At 40.0% G+C, this 20,652-nt stretch carries 12 protein-coding genes; 5 read left to right on the forward strand and 7 right to left on the reverse strand.

Annotated elements, in window-relative coordinates:
- Positions 1 to 11: 11 nt before the first annotated feature.
- From I6E85_RS15400 to I6E85_RS15410, 3 genes are all read right to left on the reverse strand, one after another.
- Positions 12 to 3,662, reverse strand: a complete 3,651-nt coding sequence (locus tag I6E85_RS15400) for an AAA family ATPase (protein ID WP_197237110.1) — start codon at positions 3,660 to 3,662, stop codon at positions 12 to 14.
- Positions 3,659 to 4,906: an exonuclease SbcCD subunit D C-terminal domain-containing protein gene (locus tag I6E85_RS15405; RefSeq protein WP_197237111.1), complete on the reverse strand. Its 1,248-nt coding sequence runs from the start codon at positions 4,904 to 4,906 to the stop codon at positions 3,659 to 3,661. Before I6E85_RS15405 ends, I6E85_RS15400 begins: the two co-directional genes overlap by 4 nt.
- Before the next feature lie 78 nt (positions 4,907 to 4,984).
- Complete coding sequence (locus I6E85_RS15410) at positions 4,985 to 5,221, reverse strand: hypothetical protein (protein WP_002959190.1); 237 nt, start codon at positions 5,219 to 5,221, stop codon at positions 4,985 to 4,987.
- Positions 5,222 to 5,800: 579 nt separating this feature from the next.
- Between I6E85_RS15410 and I6E85_RS15415 the strand changes: the two genes are divergently transcribed.
- From I6E85_RS15415 to I6E85_RS15430, 4 genes are all read left to right on the forward strand, one after another.
- Entirely contained in the window at positions 5,801 to 8,248 is a 2,448-nt protein-coding gene (locus I6E85_RS15415; RefSeq protein ID WP_197173468.1) for a M1 family metallopeptidase, read from the forward strand.
- Positions 8,248 to 8,742, forward strand: a complete 495-nt coding sequence (locus I6E85_RS15420; RefSeq protein ID WP_165721981.1) for a DUF6702 family protein — start codon at positions 8,248 to 8,250, stop codon at positions 8,740 to 8,742. Before I6E85_RS15415 ends, I6E85_RS15420 begins: the two co-directional genes overlap by 1 nt.
- A gap of 322 nt (positions 8,743 to 9,064) precedes the next feature.
- On the forward strand, positions 9,065 to 9,682 hold the full coding sequence (locus I6E85_RS15425) for an HAD family hydrolase (protein ID WP_007583617.1): 618 nt from the start codon (positions 9,065 to 9,067) through the stop codon (positions 9,680 to 9,682).
- A 144-nt stretch (positions 9,683 to 9,826) separates the two neighbouring features.
- Complete coding sequence (locus I6E85_RS15430) at positions 9,827 to 10,552, forward strand: YebC/PmpR family DNA-binding transcriptional regulator (RefSeq protein WP_101216042.1); 726 nt, start codon at positions 9,827 to 9,829, stop codon at positions 10,550 to 10,552.
- A gap of 199 nt (positions 10,553 to 10,751) precedes the next feature.
- On the opposite strand, the gene I6E85_RS15435 is transcribed toward I6E85_RS15430, so the two are convergent.
- Positions 10,752 to 12,941: a malate synthase G gene (locus I6E85_RS15435; protein WP_197237112.1), complete on the reverse strand. Its 2,190-nt coding sequence runs from the start codon at positions 12,939 to 12,941 to the stop codon at positions 10,752 to 10,754.
- A 241-nt stretch (positions 12,942 to 13,182) separates the two neighbouring features.
- Between I6E85_RS15435 and I6E85_RS15440 the strand changes: the two genes are divergently transcribed.
- A complete protein-coding gene (locus I6E85_RS15440) occupies positions 13,183 to 14,784 on the forward strand; it encodes an isocitrate lyase (RefSeq protein WP_007583624.1) in 1,602 nt (533 codons plus the stop codon).
- Positions 14,785 to 15,599: 815 nt separating this feature from the next.
- Here the strand turns inward: I6E85_RS15440 and I6E85_RS15445 are convergent.
- The 3 genes from I6E85_RS15445 to I6E85_RS15455 all read right to left on the reverse strand — a co-directional run bounded on the left by I6E85_RS15445 (position 15,600) and on the right by I6E85_RS15455 (position 20,319).
- Positions 15,600 to 17,618 carry a S9 family peptidase gene (locus I6E85_RS15445; protein ID WP_197237113.1) on the reverse strand — a complete coding sequence of 673 codons (2,019 nt, stop codon included), beginning with the start codon at positions 17,616 to 17,618 and terminating at the stop codon, positions 15,600 to 15,602.
- A 153-nt stretch (positions 17,619 to 17,771) separates the two neighbouring features.
- Entirely contained in the window at positions 17,772 to 18,506 is a 735-nt protein-coding gene (locus I6E85_RS15450) for a 5-oxoprolinase subunit PxpA (RefSeq protein ID WP_165721985.1), read from the reverse strand.
- 1 nt (position 18,507) lies between these two features.
- Entirely contained in the window at positions 18,508 to 20,319 is a 1,812-nt protein-coding gene (locus I6E85_RS15455; protein WP_197237114.1) for a glycoside hydrolase family 3 protein, read from the reverse strand.
- Between the last annotated feature and the right edge of the window lie 333 nt (positions 20,320 to 20,652).

The raw sequence follows: 20,652 nt of genomic DNA on the forward strand, positions 1-20,652 counted from the left end.
AGTAATGTTGCTTATAAAACTTCAACTGTGGAATATCCACCTGGCTTTTTGGCTACATGCACTTGAGTGGCTACACGCTCGCTCATTTGTGTTACGTGCGATATAACGCCTACTTTTCTGCCTTGTGCTTGCAAAGAATCCAAAGCGTCCATTGCAATGCTTAGGGTTTCGCTGTCTAACGTACCAAACCCTTCGTCAATAAACAAAGAATTGATTTGTACTTTGTTTGACGAAAGCGATGCTAAACCAAGTGCAAGTGCGAGCGATACTAAAAATGACTCCCCGCCTGAGAGTGTATTAACAGAGCGTTGCTCGTCGGCCATGTCGCGGTCAATAATTGCAATGTCGAGTGTTTGCGCTATGGCGGTTAATTCGTAGCGTTTATTGAGCGTTTTTAAATGGCTGTTGGCATAATGCAGTAATATTTTTAACGTTTGTGTTTGCGCTAAGTTACGCATGGTTTTACCCGTTGCATCACCCAAGACTTTATTAAGCAAATGCCACTGTTCAACCAGCGTTTTAAGTTTAGTTAACTCAGCCTGCTTACCTTCAAGCGCTTTTGCGTTTTGGTTGTGTTGCTCAATAGCGGTATTAGTTGCTAGTAATGAATTTTGCAGCTGCGTTTGTTGCTCGTTTAAGCTGCTTAGTTGCGTACTTAAAGCCTCTGCACTTTGCGTTGGTTTATCGCTACTGTTGTGTTTTTCAAGCGTAAGTTGCTGCTGTTTTAATGCGGCGTTTGCATCTGTTAGGGCTTGAGTTAACTGCTCGTGCTGAGTTAAATGCGCTTTAATAGTCTCGCTACTAAGCGTTAGTAAAATTTTGACCTGTTCGTGCGTTGCATTGCTATATTGCGCTTTAAAGTCAGTAAACCACTGGTTATAACGTGCCTCAAGCGTTGCTAGCTCTTGGCTGTTTTCAAGTAAGCGTTGCTCTACATTTTTAAGCGTTATGGCGTGCTCATCTCGTTGTTTTATCGCGTCGTCATATGCTTTTTGACTCGCTTGAACCTGCGATTGCAGTTGCTCTTGCGCACTTGTAAGTTTTGCTTGGTAGTCGTCTGCACTTATTTGCTCGTTATTAAATAAAGCTAAGCGCTCACTTTGTACAGTGCTTAGTAAATTTTTAGCTTTTACAAGCTCTTCATTAAGTGCTTTTAACGACTGCTCGTTGTTACTTATAAGCGGTGTGAGCTGCTTTATTTGTTCATTAGCTGTGTCTTGACGTTTTTGGCTTTGCTCAAGTTGCGTTTGAGTTTGCTGATACTGCGTAACCTGCTCGTGCAGCTCGCTAAGTTCAAGCGTATTGGCTTGTAGTTGCTGCCAAAAATCACTGTTTTCAAATTGATTATTGAGCGTTGTACCAAGCTCGTTAATTTGCACACTAAGTTCGCTATGCTTACTCGTTAACTGGTTTTGCTGATGTGTAAACTCAAGGTGTTTATTACTAAGTTGCTGCTGTACTTGCTGCTCTGCTTTAAGTGCTGCTAGTAGCTCATTTACTTTAGTTTGCAGTGTACGCTGGCGTTTTTGCTGCTCAAAGTATTGCGCTTTTTGCTCCGTTAACTGCTTATAAGTTACTTCAAGCTGATCAGGCGTTAAGTCGTTAAGCTCTGTGCGTGCGCCTTGCATGGTATTTTTAATGTCGAGCTGTTTAGCTTTTGCCGTTTGTATTACTTGCTCAAGTTGCCCGTGTTCAGCAGTTAATACGGCATGTTGAGTTTGGTGCTTATGCAGCTCGCTTTGTGCATGGTCAAATTGCTTTTTAGCTATATTAAAATCATTTTCAAAATCAGTAATTAAGTTATTTAATTGCTGATTTTGATTTACCGCATACGGGTGCTCAGTTGCACCGCACACTAAACAAGGTTCATTAGGGCGAAGCTCAGTGCGTAAATGCTCTACGTTCTCGCTGGCTCTTAAGCGCGCTTGGTTAAGTGCGTACTCGTTGCCTTTAAGCGCTTGCTCGCTGGTTATTAAATGCTGATTAAGTAAAGCATGGGCTTGCTGGCTTTCATTTAACTGCTGATTAAGCACTTGTTGGCGTTGAGTACTTTGTTTTAGTTCTGCGTTAAATTGCCCGTAGCGCTCTCGCTGCTCTTTTAAGTAATCAATACTTTTTAACTGCGCGTCGCAGTGCTCTGCATTAAATTCATTAAGCTGAGTATTTAATACCTGCAAAGCAGACTGCTCGCTCGTAAGTAACGCCTCGCACTGCTGCACTTTATTATTTTGTGTATTTAAACGCTCAGTCTGACTTGCAAGCTCCCTATTAAGAGTTTGGCTTTGTGCAAGGTTTGCGGTTAATTGCTGCTGTGCATTTAAGTAAGTATTAAAGCTTTGCTGATAGTAGCTCCAGTCTTTTGCTAAAACATGCAGCTGTGCATGTTCATTAAGCCATTGCTGGCTTTTAGTTGATTCGGTATTAGCGAGTTCAAGCTCGCTATTGCTTTGTTTAAGCTGCTGTGTGAACTCATCTAATTGAGATTGCTCTTTGGTTATTTGCGACTCAGTACCTTTTACAGCTTGAGTTTGCAACGCAATGCTGCTGTCGAGCTCTCTCGCTTTAGCTATAACGGGCGCTGCATTTTGTTTTTGCTCATTGGCGTTATTAAGCAGCTCGGTATGCTTAGCAAGCGCGGTATTACGCTCGTTAATTACCGCTAAATGATCAACACTTTTAAGCGATGTTATTTGCTGATCCAACGCCGTATTTTGATCGGTTAACAAATTAAAACGGCTGCGGTTATCTTTTATTTCAAGCGCTTGTTTAGCTTGTTTTGCCTGCTCGCTTTGCTCAACGATACTTTCAAGCGCTGAGCTTGCTTGTTGCTGGGTTTGCTGTGCTTGCAGTAAGTTTTGCTCAAGTACTGTAGCTTGCTGATACCAGTTAAGTGCTTTTTCGGTTTTGGATAGCTCTTTTTTAGTGTGTTCGGTTTGCGCTTTTAAATCGGTTAACTTGGTTTGTTGTAGCTCAAGTTCTTCTGGGGTTAACAAAGTATAGCTTTCAAGACCAGCTTTAAGCGCTTCAAGCTTTGCTACTTGCTCTTTATGGCGCTCAAAAATACGCACGCCAATACGGCTAAATTTATCGGTACCTGTTAAGCACTCTAAAAGTTGCGCTCGCTCATCGCCAGTGGCTTTTAAAAACGCAGCAAACTCATGTTGTGCTAAAAGTACGGCACGGGAGAACTGCTCAAAGTTAAGCCCTATTTTACTCTCGACTTCTTTTATTGTGTGGCTTTTGTCAGCTATAAGGGTTTCGTCTGGCAGGGTTACTAAAGTGTGCTCTGCTACTTTAAGTTTGCCTGTTACTTTTTTATGGGTTCGTGCAATTGTATAGCGCGCACGATAAAGCTGTTTATCTTGTCCTAAAAAGTCGACCTCGGCGTAGCCTTCCCATGTACCTCTGCGTAGCAAGTTTCGCGCATCATTAAGCTTAATGCTGTCGCCGTTAAACTCAATTAAGTTACCTTTATCACCGCGCAGCCTCGCTGTTTTTGTATAAAGGGCTAAACAAATGGCATCTAAAAAGGTACTTTTACCAGCGCCAGTATCGCCTGTTATCGCAAACAATCCTGCATCTTTTAATGGGGCTTTAGTAAAATCTATTTCAGCGTCAACTATTGAGGCTAAATTATGAATACGAACTGCGGTTATTTTCATAGTTGTTCTTGCTCCGTAAGCTCGTTTATCACGTCACTTAAAAGTGCTTTTAGCTCATCGGGTACGCTTTGCCCTGCCATGTCTTTATCGTTTGCGAACGCTTGTTCTAATAGGTTTAGTGGATTGAGCATTTCAACTTCGCTTAAATCTTCAAATACGGTGTTGTCGTCATTTTGCGCTGATTGCTCACGTACACGTTCAATACCACAAAATTTAATATGCTTGCCTTCAAGTGCTTGTTCTATTTGTTCTCTGAAAGTGGTGTCGGTATCGCTTGATTTAAGCTTTACCCGTAAATAAGGCGCTATTGTATTTTGTGCGGTGTCGAGCGCTTTAATTTGTTCGCATAGTTCGTTTAATGGTACACACTCCCCTTTTGGTAAAATAATTACATCGGCAGAGCGCGGAATGTAAAGGGGGTTTACAGTTGTACTAATATGTTGTTTTTCATCAATAATAAACTCAACAACATTTACTTGGTGCGTGTAGTTACGTTCTGAAAACGACATAGGGATAGGTGTGCCGCTGTAGCGAATAACATCACTTTTAGCGACTTGTTGCGCTTTGTGTAAGTGCCCAAGGGCAACGTAGTTGGCTTGTTTACCAAATACATTGGCTGAAATAGACTCTTCACCACCTATTACTAAGTTACGCTCAGAATCACTTGAGACATCCCCGCCCTTTGCGTGTAAATGCCCCATAACTATTAATGGTGAGTTTTGCTCATTCTCATTAAGAGCTTGCTTTAGTGCAAGCTCGTAAGCTTTTGAAACGCCTTGAGCATAACTAGGACCGTTTTCGGTTTGGCTAAGTAAACTTACATCACTTGCGCGTAAAAATGGCATAGCGACGATTACAGCGCGTTTACCATTGGTATTTATGGTAATAACAGTTTCATCGGGTGTTGCGACATCAAAGCGCCCTACTACGTGAGTATCAAACTGTGCAAGTAATGGCTGAGCTGCCAAAATACGATTTGCAGAGTCGTGGTTACCCGCAATAATCACTACGTGTAATAGTGGGCATGCTTTTTTGACGTCTTTAATAAATTGATAAAGCTGATTTTCGGCGCTAGCACTTGGTGTCGCTGTATGATAAATATCGCCCGCAACTAAAAGTAAGTCTATTTGTTGTTCAACAAGAGTGGCTAATAACCATGTAAAAAAAGCTTGATGTTCAACACGGCGATCGTGTTCGTAAAATTGTTGGCCAAGGTGCCAATCTGAGGTGTGGAGGACTTTCATGTCGCGCTCTTAATAAAACCGTAAGAGCGCCAATATACCCAAGGCTGTTAAAGATGCAAGCCTAAGGCATGCATTACGTTAGGTTAAACTGTACCAAGCTGAAAAAACAACCGGTAATGCTAAAAGTGCCATTAATAATGGAATTTTTAACGTTTTAGTTTGTTTTGCGTGTAGCGCCTTTAATGCATTAGTTTCGTTGCACGCTGCTACTTTATCGATATAAAAATAACCCGAATCGAGATACTGCTTACAGTTATTCTCACTTGCTGGAATCGCAATTAGTTCTTGTTGTTTTTTTAGGATGTAAAAATCCATAAGCCCACCGCATTTCTTGCTAGTAATCGATATTAATTTGAGGATAAATGTGACGAATTTATTTGCCTCAAATAAAAAGGTTGGCGATTTTAAATATAAACAGCACTAAAGATCAACCTAAAATTACACTATTTGTCATTTATCGTACAAATAGCGAATATTAATGAAGTTCGGCAATATTTGAGCCAATTATTTACTCATTTCACTGTGTTTTTGTTCAGTAGAAAGGGCTTTTAGGCTATTTTACTTGTTGCGCATTAGTAATACTTATACGTAGGATTAATGGTTTACCTGGTAATGCCAAAGCAATACTTTTTTAGCAATATGTATAAAATGAATAATATTTTTTTAAGTTCTGGGACTTTGTATTTAACTGATCAAAACCATTATTAAAACCCAATTTTGTAAACCCCCTTTACAGTTTTTATCTGTTCGTATTTTGTTACAAAATAATTGTATTTTTCAATCTAAAAAACTAAGTGAACATCACCCTAAAAATACGGTACTTGGTCGCTAATTTATTGAAGCTAACTGGTATATTTGTCAAAGTACGCTCACAAAATTATATTAGGACTAACAATGAAAAAAATAGGTCTTACGCTAAGTGCTTTTGTATTGCCGTTCGCAATATCGAGTGCAGCTATGGCGTCTTCGGTTGAGCAAACAAAAGGTTCTTTTGTTGATAAATTTCGTCAATTAGACGAAGCACTTCCTACACCCAATGTATATCGTAGTGCCGCTGGCGAACCAGGTGAAAAATACTGGCAGCAACGTGTAAATTACGATATTGATGTGAAGCTAGATGAAAAAAAGCACCGCATTACCGGTAGCCAAAGCATTGAATATAAAAATAACTCACCACATACGCTTAAATATTTATGGTTACAGTTAGATCAAAATATTTTTAAAAGCGATTCAATTGCCGAAACAACTAAAACATTTAAAAGCACTTTAGAAAGCCTACCAGCTCAAAAGCCCGCTAAATTAAGTTTAGGCGAATTACGTCGTCAGCAATTTATGAGCGACAACGAACTGGGTTATACAATCAGTGGCGTAAAAGATGACGATGGTAAAGAGCTACGCGTAACTGTAGTTGATACCTTAATGCGCATCGATTTAAACGAGCCGTTAAAACCAGGTAAAGAAGTCGAATTTAGCATGAACTTTGCCTTCAACATTGTTGAAGAAGATGCAGTGGGTGCACGTTCTGGTTACGAGCACTTTGAAGAAGACGGCAACGACATATTCTTAATTGCTCAGTGGTTTCCTCGTTTAGCGGCTTATACCGATTACGAAGCATGGACAAACAAGCCGTTTTTAGGCTCTGGTGAGTTTACGCTTGAGTTTGGTGATTACGATGTTGAGATTACTGTTCCGGCAGATCACATTGTATCGGCAACAGGTAAACTTGATAACGCGAGCAAAGTACTTACAAGTACTCAGCGCAAACGTTTAAAGCAAGCCGAAACATCTAAGCGTCCTGTGTTTATTGTTAACGCAGAAGAAGCGCTAGAAAACGAAAAAGAAGGCACCGACAAAACTAAAACGTGGCACTTTAAAGCGCAAAACGTACGTGACTTTGCTTGGGCGTCGTCTCGTAAGTTTATGTGGGATGCAAAGGGTTATCAGCAAGGTGGTGACGTTCAGCCTTTAGTTATGGCAATGTCGTTCTTCCCTAAAGAAGGTGGTGACTTATGGGAGAAGTACTCAACTGAAGCGGTAGTACACACAATGGAAGTGTACTCTAAGTATTCTTTTGACTACCCATACCCAACTGCGCAATCAGTAAATGGCCCTGTTGGCGGTATGGAATACCCAATGATTACCTTTAACGGCCCACGTACTAAGTTACAAGATGATGGTACACGTACTTATTCTCAAGCTGAAAAGCGCTTTTTACTTGGCGTAGTTATTCATGAAGTGGGTCATATTTACTTTCCAATGATTGTTAACTCAGATGAGCGCCAATGGACGTGGATGGATGAAGGCTTAAATAGCTTTTTAGATGGCGTTGCTGGTCGTGAATGGGATCCTACTATTCCTTGGGGTGTTGAGCCTCGCGATATAGTGAGCTACATGAAGTCTGAAAACCAAGTACCTGTTATGACTCAGTCAGACAGTGTATTACGCTTAGGTCCTAATGCTTATACTAAACCTGCAGCAGCCCTTAATATTTTACGTGAAGTAATTTTAGGTCGTGACTTATTCGACTTTGCATTTAAAGAGTATGCTCAGCGCTGGAAATACAAGCGCCCTACTCCAGCTGATTTTTTCCGTACAATGGAAGAAGCCTCTGGTGTTGATTTAGATTGGTTTTGGCGTGGCTGGTTTTACACCACAGACCATGTAGATATCTCTTTAGATAAAGTATATCAACTACGTTTAGACACTAAAAACCCTGATATTGATTACAGCCGTTTACGTGATATTGAAGCAGACAAACCTACTTCATTATTTGTTGAGCGTAACCGCGCACAAGGTAAAAAAACATGGGTTGAGAAAAACTCTGATGTTACCGATTTTTATGACGAAAACGACCGTTTTACTGTAACCAATAAAGAACGTAACTCGTACAATAAGTTTTTAAAAGGCTTAGAGCCGTGGGAGCGTAAAACGCTTAAGCGTGCTTTAGAAGAAGATAAAAACTATTACGTTATGGAATTTTCAAACCTTGGTGGTTTGGTAATGCCTATTTTATTAGAGCTAACATATGAAGATGGCACTAAAGAAGAGCGCTATATTCCTGCTGAAATTTGGCGTCGTAATTATAAAAACGTTCAAAAGCTGATTGTTACCGATAAAAACAAACCGCTTGTATCAGTTACTGTTGACCCAGGCTGGGAAACAGCTGACGTAGATGTTGAAAATAATAACTACCCTCGTCGTATTATTCCTTCACGTATTGAAGTGTTTAAAAAGGAAAAGAGTAAAGCTAAAGTAAGTCGCGATATCATGCAAGATATTAAAACTGAGCTTAAAACTGATGAGAAGAAAGACGAAAAGGATGACGGTGAGGAGCAGCAATAATGCGCTTTTTGCTTATTATTGTTTGCCTTTTAGTTGCTGCGCCAAGTATGGCGCATCAACTAAAGTCGTCAGTTACAACCGTGCTTTTTAATAAACGAACGCATAATGTTGAATTAATGCATCGCTTTTATTTACATGATACCGAACACGCCGTAGGAACATTATTTAAAGGCAAAATTGATATTATTAGTAATAAAGCCGACCAACAACGTTTTGCTAAGTATGTTGAATCGCATGTTGCTCTACAAACGCTAAGTGGTGAACCTTTACCACTTAACTTTGTGGGAGCACAAGTTGATGGTAAGTTTTTTTGGGTTTACCAAGAAGCACCAATTCCTGAAAACATTGAAGGAATTAAAATGAGTAATGGCGCACTTCGTGATTTATGGCCATCTCAGGTAAATATGGTAAACGTTGAGGGCAAAGGTAAGATTAAAACTTTAAACTTTGCTCAAGATGATACTTGGCTCGAAGCCCACTTTGAGCAAAATTAATATTTAAAACTTCCCCAACCGACGCGCACAGCAGTTGTTTATGTGCGCGTTTTCTTCATACGTTTAAACTGCGTTCATGTTTGATCTGTTATTTGTAAATTTACGTAAAATTTGTGAGTTCAATTTGTATATTTACCTTTTTTTGCGCATGATATATCAAGCACTTAAATTACCTTGTTATCAATAGATTGATAATGGTGCGTATTAATATTTAAATATAGTTAGTTTCATTTATCCCTTTGTATTTACCGGCCTAGGGCATAAGCAGTAGAGAATTTTATGTTTAAATTTCATTTAGTAATAACTAAATTCAGGGAATGATATGACTACTCAGGTTGAGGCTATTTTTGGAGTGATTTTTGATTTAGATGGAACATTGGTTTCATCAGAATTAGATTTTGCATTAATAAAGGCCCAAATAGGTTGCCCTTGCGAGCAAGACTTACTTGATTACATTGCTCAGTTGCCCTCACCGTATATGCGTGAAGAGGCAATGAATATAGTTCACCAACACGAATTAATAGATGCACAACATGCCAGTATATTACCTGGTGTGAGTGAAGCTATTCATGCTTTAAAGTCTAAAAATATTCCGATGGCGATTGTTACTCGCAATTTTGATAAAGCAGCGGCAATTAAATTACAAAATAATCCACTCCCTATCAGCACAGTTTTAACGCGAAGCGATGCCCCAGCAAAGCCAGATCCCAGCGCTTTAAATGCCATTGCTACACTTTGGAACATTAACGCCAGAAATTTACTTTATGTAGGCGATTACCTTTACGACATTCAAGCTGCGCACAATGCAAATATGCGCGCGTGTTTATACGCTCCAGAGTCAACGCCTGCTTATGCCGATCAGGCAGATTACGTTTTACATGACTTTGTTGAATTAGTGACATTAGTTGAGAGTTATTCTGAAAAAATAGAGTTATGTTAAATAGCGTGCTATTTCATTTATTCTGAAATGAGTATGTAGTTATAAAAGTTTTTATTAATCAAGTTTGCCCATTGCGGAGCTAGCCCAATACGTTTTGAATTGGTAAAATACCGCAAAACGTAACGTATTCATTAGGGGCACAAAATGGGCAGAGCATTTGTAGTTCGTCAAAGTTCTATGATCAAAACAGCCAATGCAAAAACAAAAGTAAACTCAAAGTATGGTAAAGAGATTTACGTTGCAGCAAAAAGTGGCGATCCCGATCCCGAAGTAAATCAAACACTACGCCGGCTAATCGAAAAAGCTAAAAAAGACCAAGTACCCGCACACGTTATCGATAAAGCAATTGAAAAAGCAGCCGGTGGCGCAGGGGAAGATTACTCTGTTGCCCGTTACGAAGGCTATGGTCCTGGTAATTGCATGGTTATAGTTGACTGTTTAACTGACAATCCGAACCGTACTATCAAAGATGTACGCTTACCGTTTACTAAAACAGACTCAAAAATTGGTACTCCTGGCTGCGTAGCACATATGTTTGATCATTATGCGGTACTTGGCTTTGCAGGCGATGACGACGAAATAGTATTAGAAGCATTAATGATGGCTGATGTTGATGTTAGCGATGTTGAAGCCGAGGACGGTAAAATATCGGTATTTGCACCACCAACAGAATACTTTAAAGCTAAAACAGCCCTTGAAAACGCATTTGAAGGCATTAACTTTGAAGTAGACGAAATTACGTTTATTCCTCAAGTTAATATTGAAATTGAAGACGAAGAAGTTATTGCTAACTTTGATAAGTTTATAAATATGCTTGAAGATTGTGACGATGTACAAAATATTTATCACAATGCCATTGTAAAAAATTAGATTTAATTAGCTAAAGCTTTAAAAAGCGTGTTTTGTGTATGCAAAACACGCTTTTTTACGTTTGAATAAATGTTAGATATTCATGTGTATTATCTATATACCTTTAAAATGCCTTAAAAGTGATGTTATTCTAATTTTAGGCGATAAAAAACCAGCTTAAAAGCTGGTTTAGCACTTAATCTGAACTTTGCTTAAGCGGTTAAAGCGTATTCGTTTTTTGTGCTTTATATTTTATACGGTAGCTATGTAGCAGTGGTTCAGTGTAACCACTAGGTTGTGTTACCCCCTCCAAAACCAGTGCAAGTGCAGCTTGAAACGCAATGCTGTTATTAAGGGTTTCTTCGTTTATTGCCATGGGTGTATACGCAGTGTCGTGCTCGTTTTGACCATCGACTACTTTGGCCATTTTAGCCATTGTTGATTTTATTTGCGCTTGTGAGCACACGCCATTTAGCAACCAATTAGCCATATGCTGGCTTGAAATACGCAGTGTTGCTCTGTCTTCCATTAGCCCGATATGGTTAATGTCGGGTACTTTTGAGCAGCCAACGCCTTGATCAATCCAACGTACAACGTAACCTAAAATGCCTTGTGCGTTGTTTTCAAGCTCGCTTTGAATATCTTCTTTTGAAAGCCTTTTAGGGTCTGTCATTAGCGGCGGTGTAAGCAGGTCATTAAGGCTCGCAATAGTTCGCTTAGCTATACTTTGCTGCTCGGTAAATACGTTTATATCGTGATAATGCATTGCGTGCAGGGTAGCGGCTGTAGGGGAGGGCACCCATGCTGTATTAGCGCCTGATTTAGGGTGAGCTTGTTTTTGCTCCATCATTAATGCCATTTTATCTGGCATTGGCCACATGCCTTTACCTATTTGTGCTTTATGACTTAAGCCACAAGCAAGGCCAATATCGACGTTGCGATCCTCATAAGCTTGTATCCATGGTTGCTGCTTAATCTGTGCTTTTGGAAGCACAACACCCGCTTGCATAGAGGTATGAATTTCATCGCCTGTGCGGTCTAAAAATCCAGTATTTATAAATACAACACGCTCTTTAGCTGCATAAATACAGGCTCTTAGGTTTACAGAAGTACGGCGTTCTTCATCCATAATACCCATTTTAAGCGTGTTTTTAGGTAAGCTTAGCGCTTCCTCTACTAAGCTAAATAAAGTGTTAGTAAACGCCACCTCTTCAGGGCCATGCATTTTTGGTTTTACTATATTAATACTTTGCGCGCTTGAGTTTTTTATACCTGTTTTTTTATTTAGGTCATGCAATGCCGCAGTTGCAGTAAACATGGCGTCCATAATGCCTTCAAATACCGGTTGATTGTACACATCGGTAATAGCAGGGTTCGTCATTAAATGGCCAACGTTTCTAACAAACATCATGCTACGGCCTTTTAAAGTAACGGTGCCGCCATCGAGTGCGGTGTATGTTTTATCACTTTGCAGAGTACGCTCTACAGTTTTATCGCCTTTTTTAAACGATTCAACTAGGTTACCTTGCATCAAACCAAGCCAATTTTTATAAACTTGTACTTTATCTTCTGCATCTACCGCAGCTACAGAATCTTCACAATCCATAATGGTTGTAAGCGCGGCCTCTAACACTACATCTTTTAAGCCTGCTTTATCTGCTTGGCCAATAATGTGGTGGTGATCGATATGTAGCTCTATATGTAAATCATTGTTTTTTAATAACACTACGGTTGGGTTTTGTGCTTCACCTTGATAGCCAATAAGCTGAGATGGGTCAGCTAATGTGGTTTGAGAGCTATCACGTAACGTAATTAAAAGTGCGCCATCTACTACTGAATAATTAGTACTTTCTATATGCGAGCCATTAGTGAGCGGCAATGCTTTATCTAAAAACTGGCGAGCGTAGGCCATTACCTTAAAACCACGAACAGGATTGTAGCTATTGCCTTTTTCGGCTCCATCGTCTTCGCTTAACACATCTGTACCGTATAAAGCGTCGTATAACGAACCCCAACGTGCGTTAGCGGCATTAAGTGCAAAGCGTGCGTTACTGACAGGCACAACCAACTGAGGACCTGCTGTAAGGGCTACTTCGGGTTCTACATTTTGGGTTTCAATTTCAAAGTTGGTAGGCTCTTTAACTAAATAGCCAATATCTTGCAAAAAGGCATGGTACTTAACGCTATCCCACGTTTTATTAGCAAGATGGTAGTCATCTATTTGCTGTTGAAGCAATTCTCGCTTTTCAAGCAGTGCCTTATTTGTAGGGGTAAGTGTTTGAACTATATGTGCAAAGCTTTGCCAAAATTGATGCTCACTTAAGTGAGTGCCTGGTAGTAATTGATTTTTAACAAAATCAGCGAGTTGTGTGTCTACGCTGAGTCCTGAATGTGTGAGAGTGTGGGACATAATTGCCTTCCTTAAACGGTCGCGATATTGTTGTGTGCTTGTGCGTTAAGGCAACAATAACTCAAAAAGGCAATGTTGAGTGCTTTTTAGCCATTCACAAAATGTATAGCCACAATAACAACTATAAATTTACTAAATCTAGAAAAGGAGCCTAATGTTGAATCAAGCGAAACGGAGCACACACTCCTAGCCACTCTCACAACATTAAAATAATTTACACACTCGTTCGAAGGATTTTATTATGACAACATATCAACGCGAAACAGACACACTCTCTACTCTTTGCCAATCACAAGGCAGCGCATGGAAAGCTATTAACCCTGAATACGCAAGCCGTATGCGTTTACAAAACCGTTTTCGTACAGGGATTGAAATTGCGCAATACACAGCAGACGTAATGCGTGAAGATATGGCTGCATATGACGCCGACACAAGCCTGTACACCCAATCTTTAGGGTGTTGGCATGGCTTTACTGCCCAACAAATGATGATGGCTATTAAGCGCCATCAAAAAACAACTAAACGCAGCTATGTATACTTAAGTGGCTGGATGGTTGCAGCACTTCGCTCTGCATTTGGTCCGCTGCCAGATCAAAGCATGCACGAAAAAACATCGGTACCTGCATTAATTGAAGAAATTTACACATTTTTAAAGCAAGCTGATGCACGTGAACTAGACCACTTGTTTAACGACCTAGATGCAGCAAAAGCGAATGGCGGTGACGTTCAAGCTGTTATTGATAAAATAGACAACTTTGAAACTCATGTTGTGCCAATTATTGCTGATATTGACGCAGGTTTTGGTAACGAAGAAGCAACTTACTTACTGGCTAAAAAAATGATTGAAGCCGGTGCGTGTGCCATTCAAATAGAAAACCAAGTATCTGACGCCAAACAATGTGGTCACCAAGCGGGTAAAGTGACCGTTCCACACGAAGACTTTTTAGCAAAGATTAACGCAGTACGTTACGCCTTTTTAGAACTTGGTATTGATAACGGTATTATTGTGGCACGAACAGATTCATTAGGTGCAAGCCTTACTCAAAAAGTACCTGTGTCGCAAACACCAGGTGACTTAGCAAGCCAATACAATGCATTTTTAGAAACGACGCCAATTAACGGTGTCGATGACTTAAATGAAGGCGACACAGCAATGAAAATTAATGGCCAGTTATGTAAACCAACTCGCCTAGATAATGGTTTATTTCAATTTCGCGAAGGCACTGAAAAAGACCGCGTAGTACTAGATTGTATTACGAGCTTGCAGTCGGGCGCTGATTTACTGTGGATTGAAACAGAAAAACCTCATGTTAAGCAAATTGCAGAACTGGTAAATCGTGTAAAAGAACACGTGCCAAATGCAAAACTGGTATACAACAACTCGCCTTCGTTTAACTGGACGCTTAAGTTTCGTGAGCAAGTGTATCAAGAGTGGGAAGAAGCAGGCCGTGACCTTAGTGCTTACCCAAGCCTTGGCGACAATAAAGGCCTTATGGCACCAGAAATGGATGCAACAGAACTTGCGCAAGCAGCCGATTTACTAGTGCAAAACTTCCAGCGCGATGGCGCACGTGAAGCAGGTATTTTCCATCACTTAATTACTCTGCCTACGTACCATACAGCTGCGCTAAGCACTGATATTTTATCAGAAGGTTACTTTGGCGATATGGGTATGCTGGCTTATGTACGTGATGTACAACGCCAAGAAATTCGCCGTGAGCAAGCTTCTGTTAAGCACCAAGACCTAGCAGGGTCTAACATGGGCGATACGCACAAAGAATACTTCTCTGGTGATAACGCGCTAAAAGCCGGTGGTGAAGACAACACCATGAACCAGTTTTAATTCCTAACTAGATAGTGTTACTCAAGGGCCAATAGGCCCTTTTTTATTGCTTTAAGTAAAGTTAGAACATTGAAGCATAATTACAGATCAGACTTTAACTAGGGCGTCTTGATCTTTGTGGATTGAAATTTGTTCAATCTAGGGGCGATTAAATCGCGGCGCGAGGTTTGTAACCTAGTGGGCTAAGTAAAAACCGAGCAACAAAGAGTTTATCGCCCCTAGAAAGAACCCAAAGGGCAGCGCATGTTTGGTATTTATGCTACGTTATCGCCTATTCATGGGGAATAACCACACTACATAAGCTCCGCCTTGCCTAAAAACCAAACATACTGCTGCAAATTAACCCACCAAAGTTCAACACGCCCTTGCCAAATCATGTTGGATCACTATTTAACTACCTGAGTGGATTTACAGATCAGAGTTTAACTAACCTTTCATAAAACGGCATATTTGGGGTGATTTTCTGTAAAAAGCGTTTACAACAACTTTAAAAGGCAGGTAAGTGACTGATTTTTGCTTTAATAGGCAAACTTAGCGAATTTATAAACCGATTTTTTACTAACTTCTCTGTGCTATAAAACAAAATTTTACTAACTGATAGGCTATAAACAGTGACTCAAACCGATTTTTTACCAACTCAAGTTACAAAAAATGCTATAAACCGAAATTTTACTAACTGAAGTTTTAACTAAGTCCGATATTTAACTGTCACAGAAGTGTAAAGGGGGTTTACAGTTTGAATACTAAGGCGGTAAATACAAAAGCCACTTATTTGAAGTGGCTTTTATTTGAGCTATAAATTTATTACCCAGAGTTTATTTAGTGTGTTTATCAAACCACCATTGAATATAAGCTACTTTAGTCATTAAGTTTGATGGGCGAGCTGTAATACCATGCGATGCATTAGGAATGCGCACCATTGCAGTATCAACGCCTTGTAGTTTTAATGCCTGATAAAACTGCTCAGTTTCTGATATTGGTGTACGGTAGTCAGATTCGCCAGTGAGCAACATAGTAGGAGTTTTAACGTTTCCAACATAACTAATAGGCGAGCGCTTCATGTAATGCTCGATGTGATCCCACGGTTTACCCGGAAACCAGTAATCAGCAAAAAACGGGTAAAAATCGGCAGTTAGTACAAAGCTGATCCAATTAATAACAGGCTTAGCAACTACAGCCGCAGCAAAGCGATCGGTATGACCTACAATCCAAGCTGTTAATACACCACCGCCAGAGCCACCGGTTACAAACAATTTAGACTCGTCAATAAAGCCTTTCGCTATTAGCGCATCAACGCCAGTCATTAAATCATCAAAATCGTTACTTGGATAATTATGATGAATAGTTTGTGCAAACTCTTTACCGTATGAATCACTACCACGTGGGTTCATGTATAAAACGACATTTCCTTTGGCTGCAAACAGCTGAATTTCAGCGCTAAAGTGTGGACCGTAATTAGCTACTGGACCGCCATGTATTTCTAGTATTAGCGGATATTTTTTGCTGCTGTCAAATTCTGGTGGGTAAGCAATCCATCCTTGAATAGGTAACTCATCGTGACTTGATTTAATCCAAATTTCTTCCACTTTAGCCAAAGCTTTGTCGCCCAATGCATCTGCATTAAGGGTAGTTAAATGCTGCGCTTTACCGCGTTTAATTGTTGCTATATCAGCAGGGCGCTGAGTATCGGCAAGGGTAAAGGCTACTTCGCCATCTTCGCTTACATCAAAGTCACCACCAGAATAAGGGCGACCAAAGGCAACACTGCCAATTTGAGTTGTTATTATTTTACGCTTGCCGCTGCGTGGTTGATAGGCGAGGGCAGTTTGACCTTTATCTGCATAGCTAAAGTATATGCCTTTGGAGTTTGCACTCCATTTTATTTGACCTACGCTACGGTCAAAATTTGGCGTTAAGCTTGTTGTGTTACCTGTTTTTAAATCACGAATATAAAGCTGAGCGTTTTCGTAGTTAGTGCGTTTATCATCGTAACCTGTGTACGCTAAGTAACGACCATCGGGCGATACTTTAGGCTGCTCGTCAGGTCCGTTTCGGTCAGTAATTTTAGTTATATTTTGTGTGGCTAACTCGAGTTGATAGATTTCACTGTTTGTGGGTTTTAGCTGGTTGTTTGTGTGCCTATTTGCAGAAAAATAAAGCGACTTACCATCGTTACTAAAGCTTACATCGCCCGCGTTATCAAACTCATCATGAGTGAGTTGTTTGGCATTACCACCGTTAGCGTCTATGGAAAATAATTGGCTAAAACCTTTTTGCGTATAACCGCCACCATCTGAACGATAATAAACATCATCGATGAATTTAGCGGGCTCTGCCCACGTTGCATCTTTTGGTTTGCCTGGTAAGCTCACTGGCGCTGAATTAGCGCTTGGAACAAACATACTAAATATTAATTGACTAGAATCAGGGCTCCATGTAACCGCACGTGGGCTATTAGTCAGATTACTAATTTTTGCCATAGCACCTGTTTTAAGCCATTTAATATATATTTGGCTGCTACCATCGCGAGTTGATATAAACGCAAGGCGCTGACCATCAGGAGAGAGTACTGGCGAATAGTCCATATGCACGCCAGAGGTTAATGGCTGCATTTGTTTAGTTTTGTAATCAACAGACCAAATATTACCAACTTTGCGGTCGGTTTTTATATCCATGCGGTTACGCACAAAATAAACAGTTTTACCGTCTTCGGTTATATCTATTTGATTGGCATATTCTAAATTAAACACATCTTGCAGTTGTAGTGTATTTGTTTCAGCGTAGGCTAAATTGCTACAACCTAAAACGAGGCTAAGTGTTAAAAGCTTTTTCATTTTTATCCCTGTTGTTACTTTTTTTAATTTTCTAAGTAGTTATATGTTAGGGATTATTAAATTAACAGTAGGATGCGATGAAGCTCTTATTTAACTCTATGAGTTAAAGCTGTAAAGGGGGTTTACAGCTTCTATTTGAGGTTGTGTAAAAGTTTAGTTAGCTGAGTTACAAAGGGCTTTTATATCTTTTATAAGCGCTATGCCATCAGCGTTGTCGCCATGTACGCATAAGCTATGGGCGTTGAGCGTTAGTTTTTTTCCAGTTCGTGTTGTCACGCTGCCATCGGATAAAAGCTGAGTTACTTGTTTTAGTAATGCAGCTTTGTTGTGAACGCTACCCTCAAGTGTTCGTGACACTAAATGCCCGTCGTCGGTGTACTGTCTGTCGGCAAATGCCTCGAGTACTAAATCAACTCCTGAGCTTTTAGCTATTTGAATGTGCTTATTGGCATTTTTAGTCGCTAAAACCATTAGTTTCAAATCTATTGGGTACCTGGCAATTGCATTTATAACGGTTTGTAATATTTTATCATCAGCCATCATGTCGTTATAAAGTGCGCCATGCGGTTTAACATAGCTAAGTGTTAAACCTTGTACTTTTGCCATGCCCTCAATAGCGGCTATTTGATAATGCAGGCAATTTGTAAGCTCTTTTTCGCTAAGTACCATTGAGCGCCGACCAAAGCCTTGCTTATCTGGGTAGCTTGGGTGAGCACCAATTTGTACGTTATGTTGCTTGGCAAGTACAAGAGTGTTTGTCATTACGTCGGCATCACCTGCATGGAACCCACACGCAATATTAGCCATATCAATATGTGGCATAACGTCATCGTCTAGCCCCATTTTCCACGCGCCAAAGCTTTCGCCTAAATCACAATTGAGTTTCATATTAGTGCGCCTTTTGCGGTTTTATTGTGACAGGTAATACGCCGTTAGCCGGTGCTTCTCCTAGTAACACTTTTGCAAGTGCGGTAAAAGCGGGACCAGACACAATATCGTTTTTATCTACATCAATATTATATGCGTAAGATGCAAGTACAGCATTTGCATAATTGCCAAATTTAGCAATGTCGTAAGGCGCTCTTAGGCTTATAAAAACAGTGCTTTTGTTTTCCTCTTTTGCCATATTTAATAATGACTCAAGTGCTTTTGGTTGCTCTGCATTATTAAGTGCAAAATTAGGATCGTCTTTTAAATCATCCATACCGCCAATTTCTACCGCACTTTGATTAGGCGTTGCATTGCCGGCTATAACTACATCAGCAGCGTGTATTTGTGTTTTAGCTTGTGCAGGGTTAAACCCTTGTAGGCTGCTACAGCTATAGTTTAGTTTTTGCTGGCTGATAGCTTCAATCGCTTGCTGCATTGCCATACATTTACGCGTGTCGGGCATAATAATATGAACATTACTTCCTGCTTTTAAATTAAGCGGCAAAGTACTGTTATTATTTTTAACCTGCGTTATTGCCTCTACAGCAAGCTGCGCTTCTATTTCGCGATGTGCTGCACTGCCGATTGTTTGCTTTGCATTTATGAGCGCGGTAATAGGGTCAAAATTAGTGCTTAATCTAAATTTATTTTTAAGCGTAATTATACGCATCGCAGATTGTGCTATTTCTTGCTCATCAAGTTGGTTTGATTTAACCGCTGCAACAAGCTCTTTAATAAGGTCATCGAGCTTGTTTAAATCATCCGGTGTTCTAATTTCAACGGGCATTAGGGCAATGTCAGCCCCAGCCGCAAACGTATTTATTACCGCTTGAGTTGGTGTGAAAAAGTTACTAATGCCAGCCATATCAAGCGCATCAGTTACTACAACACCTTGGTAATTAAGCTCACCACGTAAAATATCAGTAATGATTGCGCGCGACATTGTTGCCGGTTTTATCATCGTTTTGCCATTAACACTTACAAACGTCGTACTATCGAGGGCAGGGTATTGAATATGCGCCGTCATTATCATGCCTGGGTTTTGCTTGGCGATAATGTGTTTAAAAGGTGCTAGGTCTTGCTCGTAAATAACTTCTTTTGCATGGTTTACTTTAGGCAAACCTGTATGGCTATCTACGTTTGTATCGCCGTGGCCCGGGAAGTGCTTTAACGAGGTAATAACGCCGTTGTTCTCAAATCCTGCAACCTGTGCGGCGCCTAATTTACTCACTAATGCAGGGTTTTCACCAAACGAGCGTACGTTAATAACAGGGTTATCGGGGTTCATGTTTACATCAACCGTAGGCGCGTAGTTTACATTTATACCCAGCGAATTTAGCTCTTTAGCTATAACAGTTGCTGTTTTTGTCGCAAAGCTCGTACCGTGTTTTTTGTAGGTTGCGCCAATCGACATATTACCGGTAAATGAGGTGGCAACATCGCGTGGTAAACGCGCTACACGTCCGCCTTCTTGATCTATCGATATAAATAGCGGCAGCTTACTACTGGATTTACTTGCAGCTGTTTGCAATTGGCTATTAAGCGTAATTGTTTGCTCTATCGATTGGGTATTTTCAGAAAATAAAATAACTCCACCAATATCGTATTTAGCAATAACGGTAGCAAGCTCATTAGGTAACTCGGTCATTGGAGTTCGGCATTTATTACTTGCTCCTTGCTGGCAAAAGTAGCGAAAGTCGAGTATTAACTTTTGCCCAAGTTGTTGTTCAAGAGAAAGCACGGGTTTAGCAAACGAGGATTGTAATGGCATTAAACACCCAGATAAAAAAACGATAGACGGTACAATACACTTATTTAGCAAAACACACTCCAAGGCTAAAAAGTAGATAAATGTATGCAGCTTAACTACTTTTTAAAGTAACTGCAAAAGAAGGTTTTCTTTACAAAAACCATTAACGTATTGTAAAAATTGAAGAAAAATTATAGCTTTGAACTTAGTGAAAAGTTATATTTTTTCTGGCTTTATTGATATTAGGTAATAAATTTTTAATAGGGTGTAATTGCAGGCTTTATGCTCAATTATAGGTGCAAGTATTGAATGCCTAATACTTAGGATGGCATTCATTTTCGAAATGAATTATTA

The organism is Pseudoalteromonas sp. NZS71 (assembly GCF_015864715.1).
Classification (GTDB): Bacteria; Pseudomonadota; Gammaproteobacteria; order Enterobacterales; family Alteromonadaceae; genus Pseudoalteromonas; species Pseudoalteromonas arctica.

Excerpts from the sequence above, each read along its gene's own strand:
- I6E85_RS15400 (WP_197237110.1), bottom strand. The coding sequence starts at position 3,662 with ATGAAAATAACCGCAGTTCGTATTCATAATTTAGCCTCAATAGTTGAC.
- I6E85_RS15405 (WP_197237111.1), bottom strand. The coding sequence starts at position 4,906 with ATGAAAGTCCTCCACACCTCAGATTGGCACCTTGGCCAACAATTTTAC.
- I6E85_RS15410 (WP_002959190.1), bottom strand. The coding sequence starts at position 5,221 with ATGGATTTTTACATCCTAAAAAAACAACAAGAACTAATTGCGATTCCA.
- I6E85_RS15415 (WP_197173468.1), top strand. The coding sequence starts at position 5,801 with ATGAAAAAAATAGGTCTTACGCTAAGTGCTTTTGTATTGCCGTTCGCA.
- I6E85_RS15420 (WP_165721981.1), top strand. The coding sequence starts at position 8,248 with ATGCGCTTTTTGCTTATTATTGTTTGCCTTTTAGTTGCTGCGCCAAGT.
- I6E85_RS15425 (WP_007583617.1), top strand. The coding sequence starts at position 9,065 with ATGACTACTCAGGTTGAGGCTATTTTTGGAGTGATTTTTGATTTAGAT.
- I6E85_RS15430 (WP_101216042.1), top strand. The coding sequence starts at position 9,827 with ATGGGCAGAGCATTTGTAGTTCGTCAAAGTTCTATGATCAAAACAGCC.
- I6E85_RS15435 (WP_197237112.1), bottom strand. The coding sequence starts at position 12,941 with ATGTCCCACACTCTCACACATTCAGGACTCAGCGTAGACACACAACTC.
- I6E85_RS15440 (WP_007583624.1), top strand. The coding sequence starts at position 13,183 with ATGACAACATATCAACGCGAAACAGACACACTCTCTACTCTTTGCCAA.
- I6E85_RS15445 (WP_197237113.1), bottom strand. The coding sequence starts at position 17,618 with ATGAAAAAGCTTTTAACACTTAGCCTCGTTTTAGGTTGTAGCAATTTA.
- I6E85_RS15450 (WP_165721985.1), bottom strand. The coding sequence starts at position 18,506 with ATGAAACTCAATTGTGATTTAGGCGAAAGCTTTGGCGCGTGGAAAATG.
- I6E85_RS15455 (WP_197237114.1), bottom strand. The coding sequence starts at position 20,319 with ATGCCATTACAATCCTCGTTTGCTAAACCCGTGCTTTCTCTTGAACAA.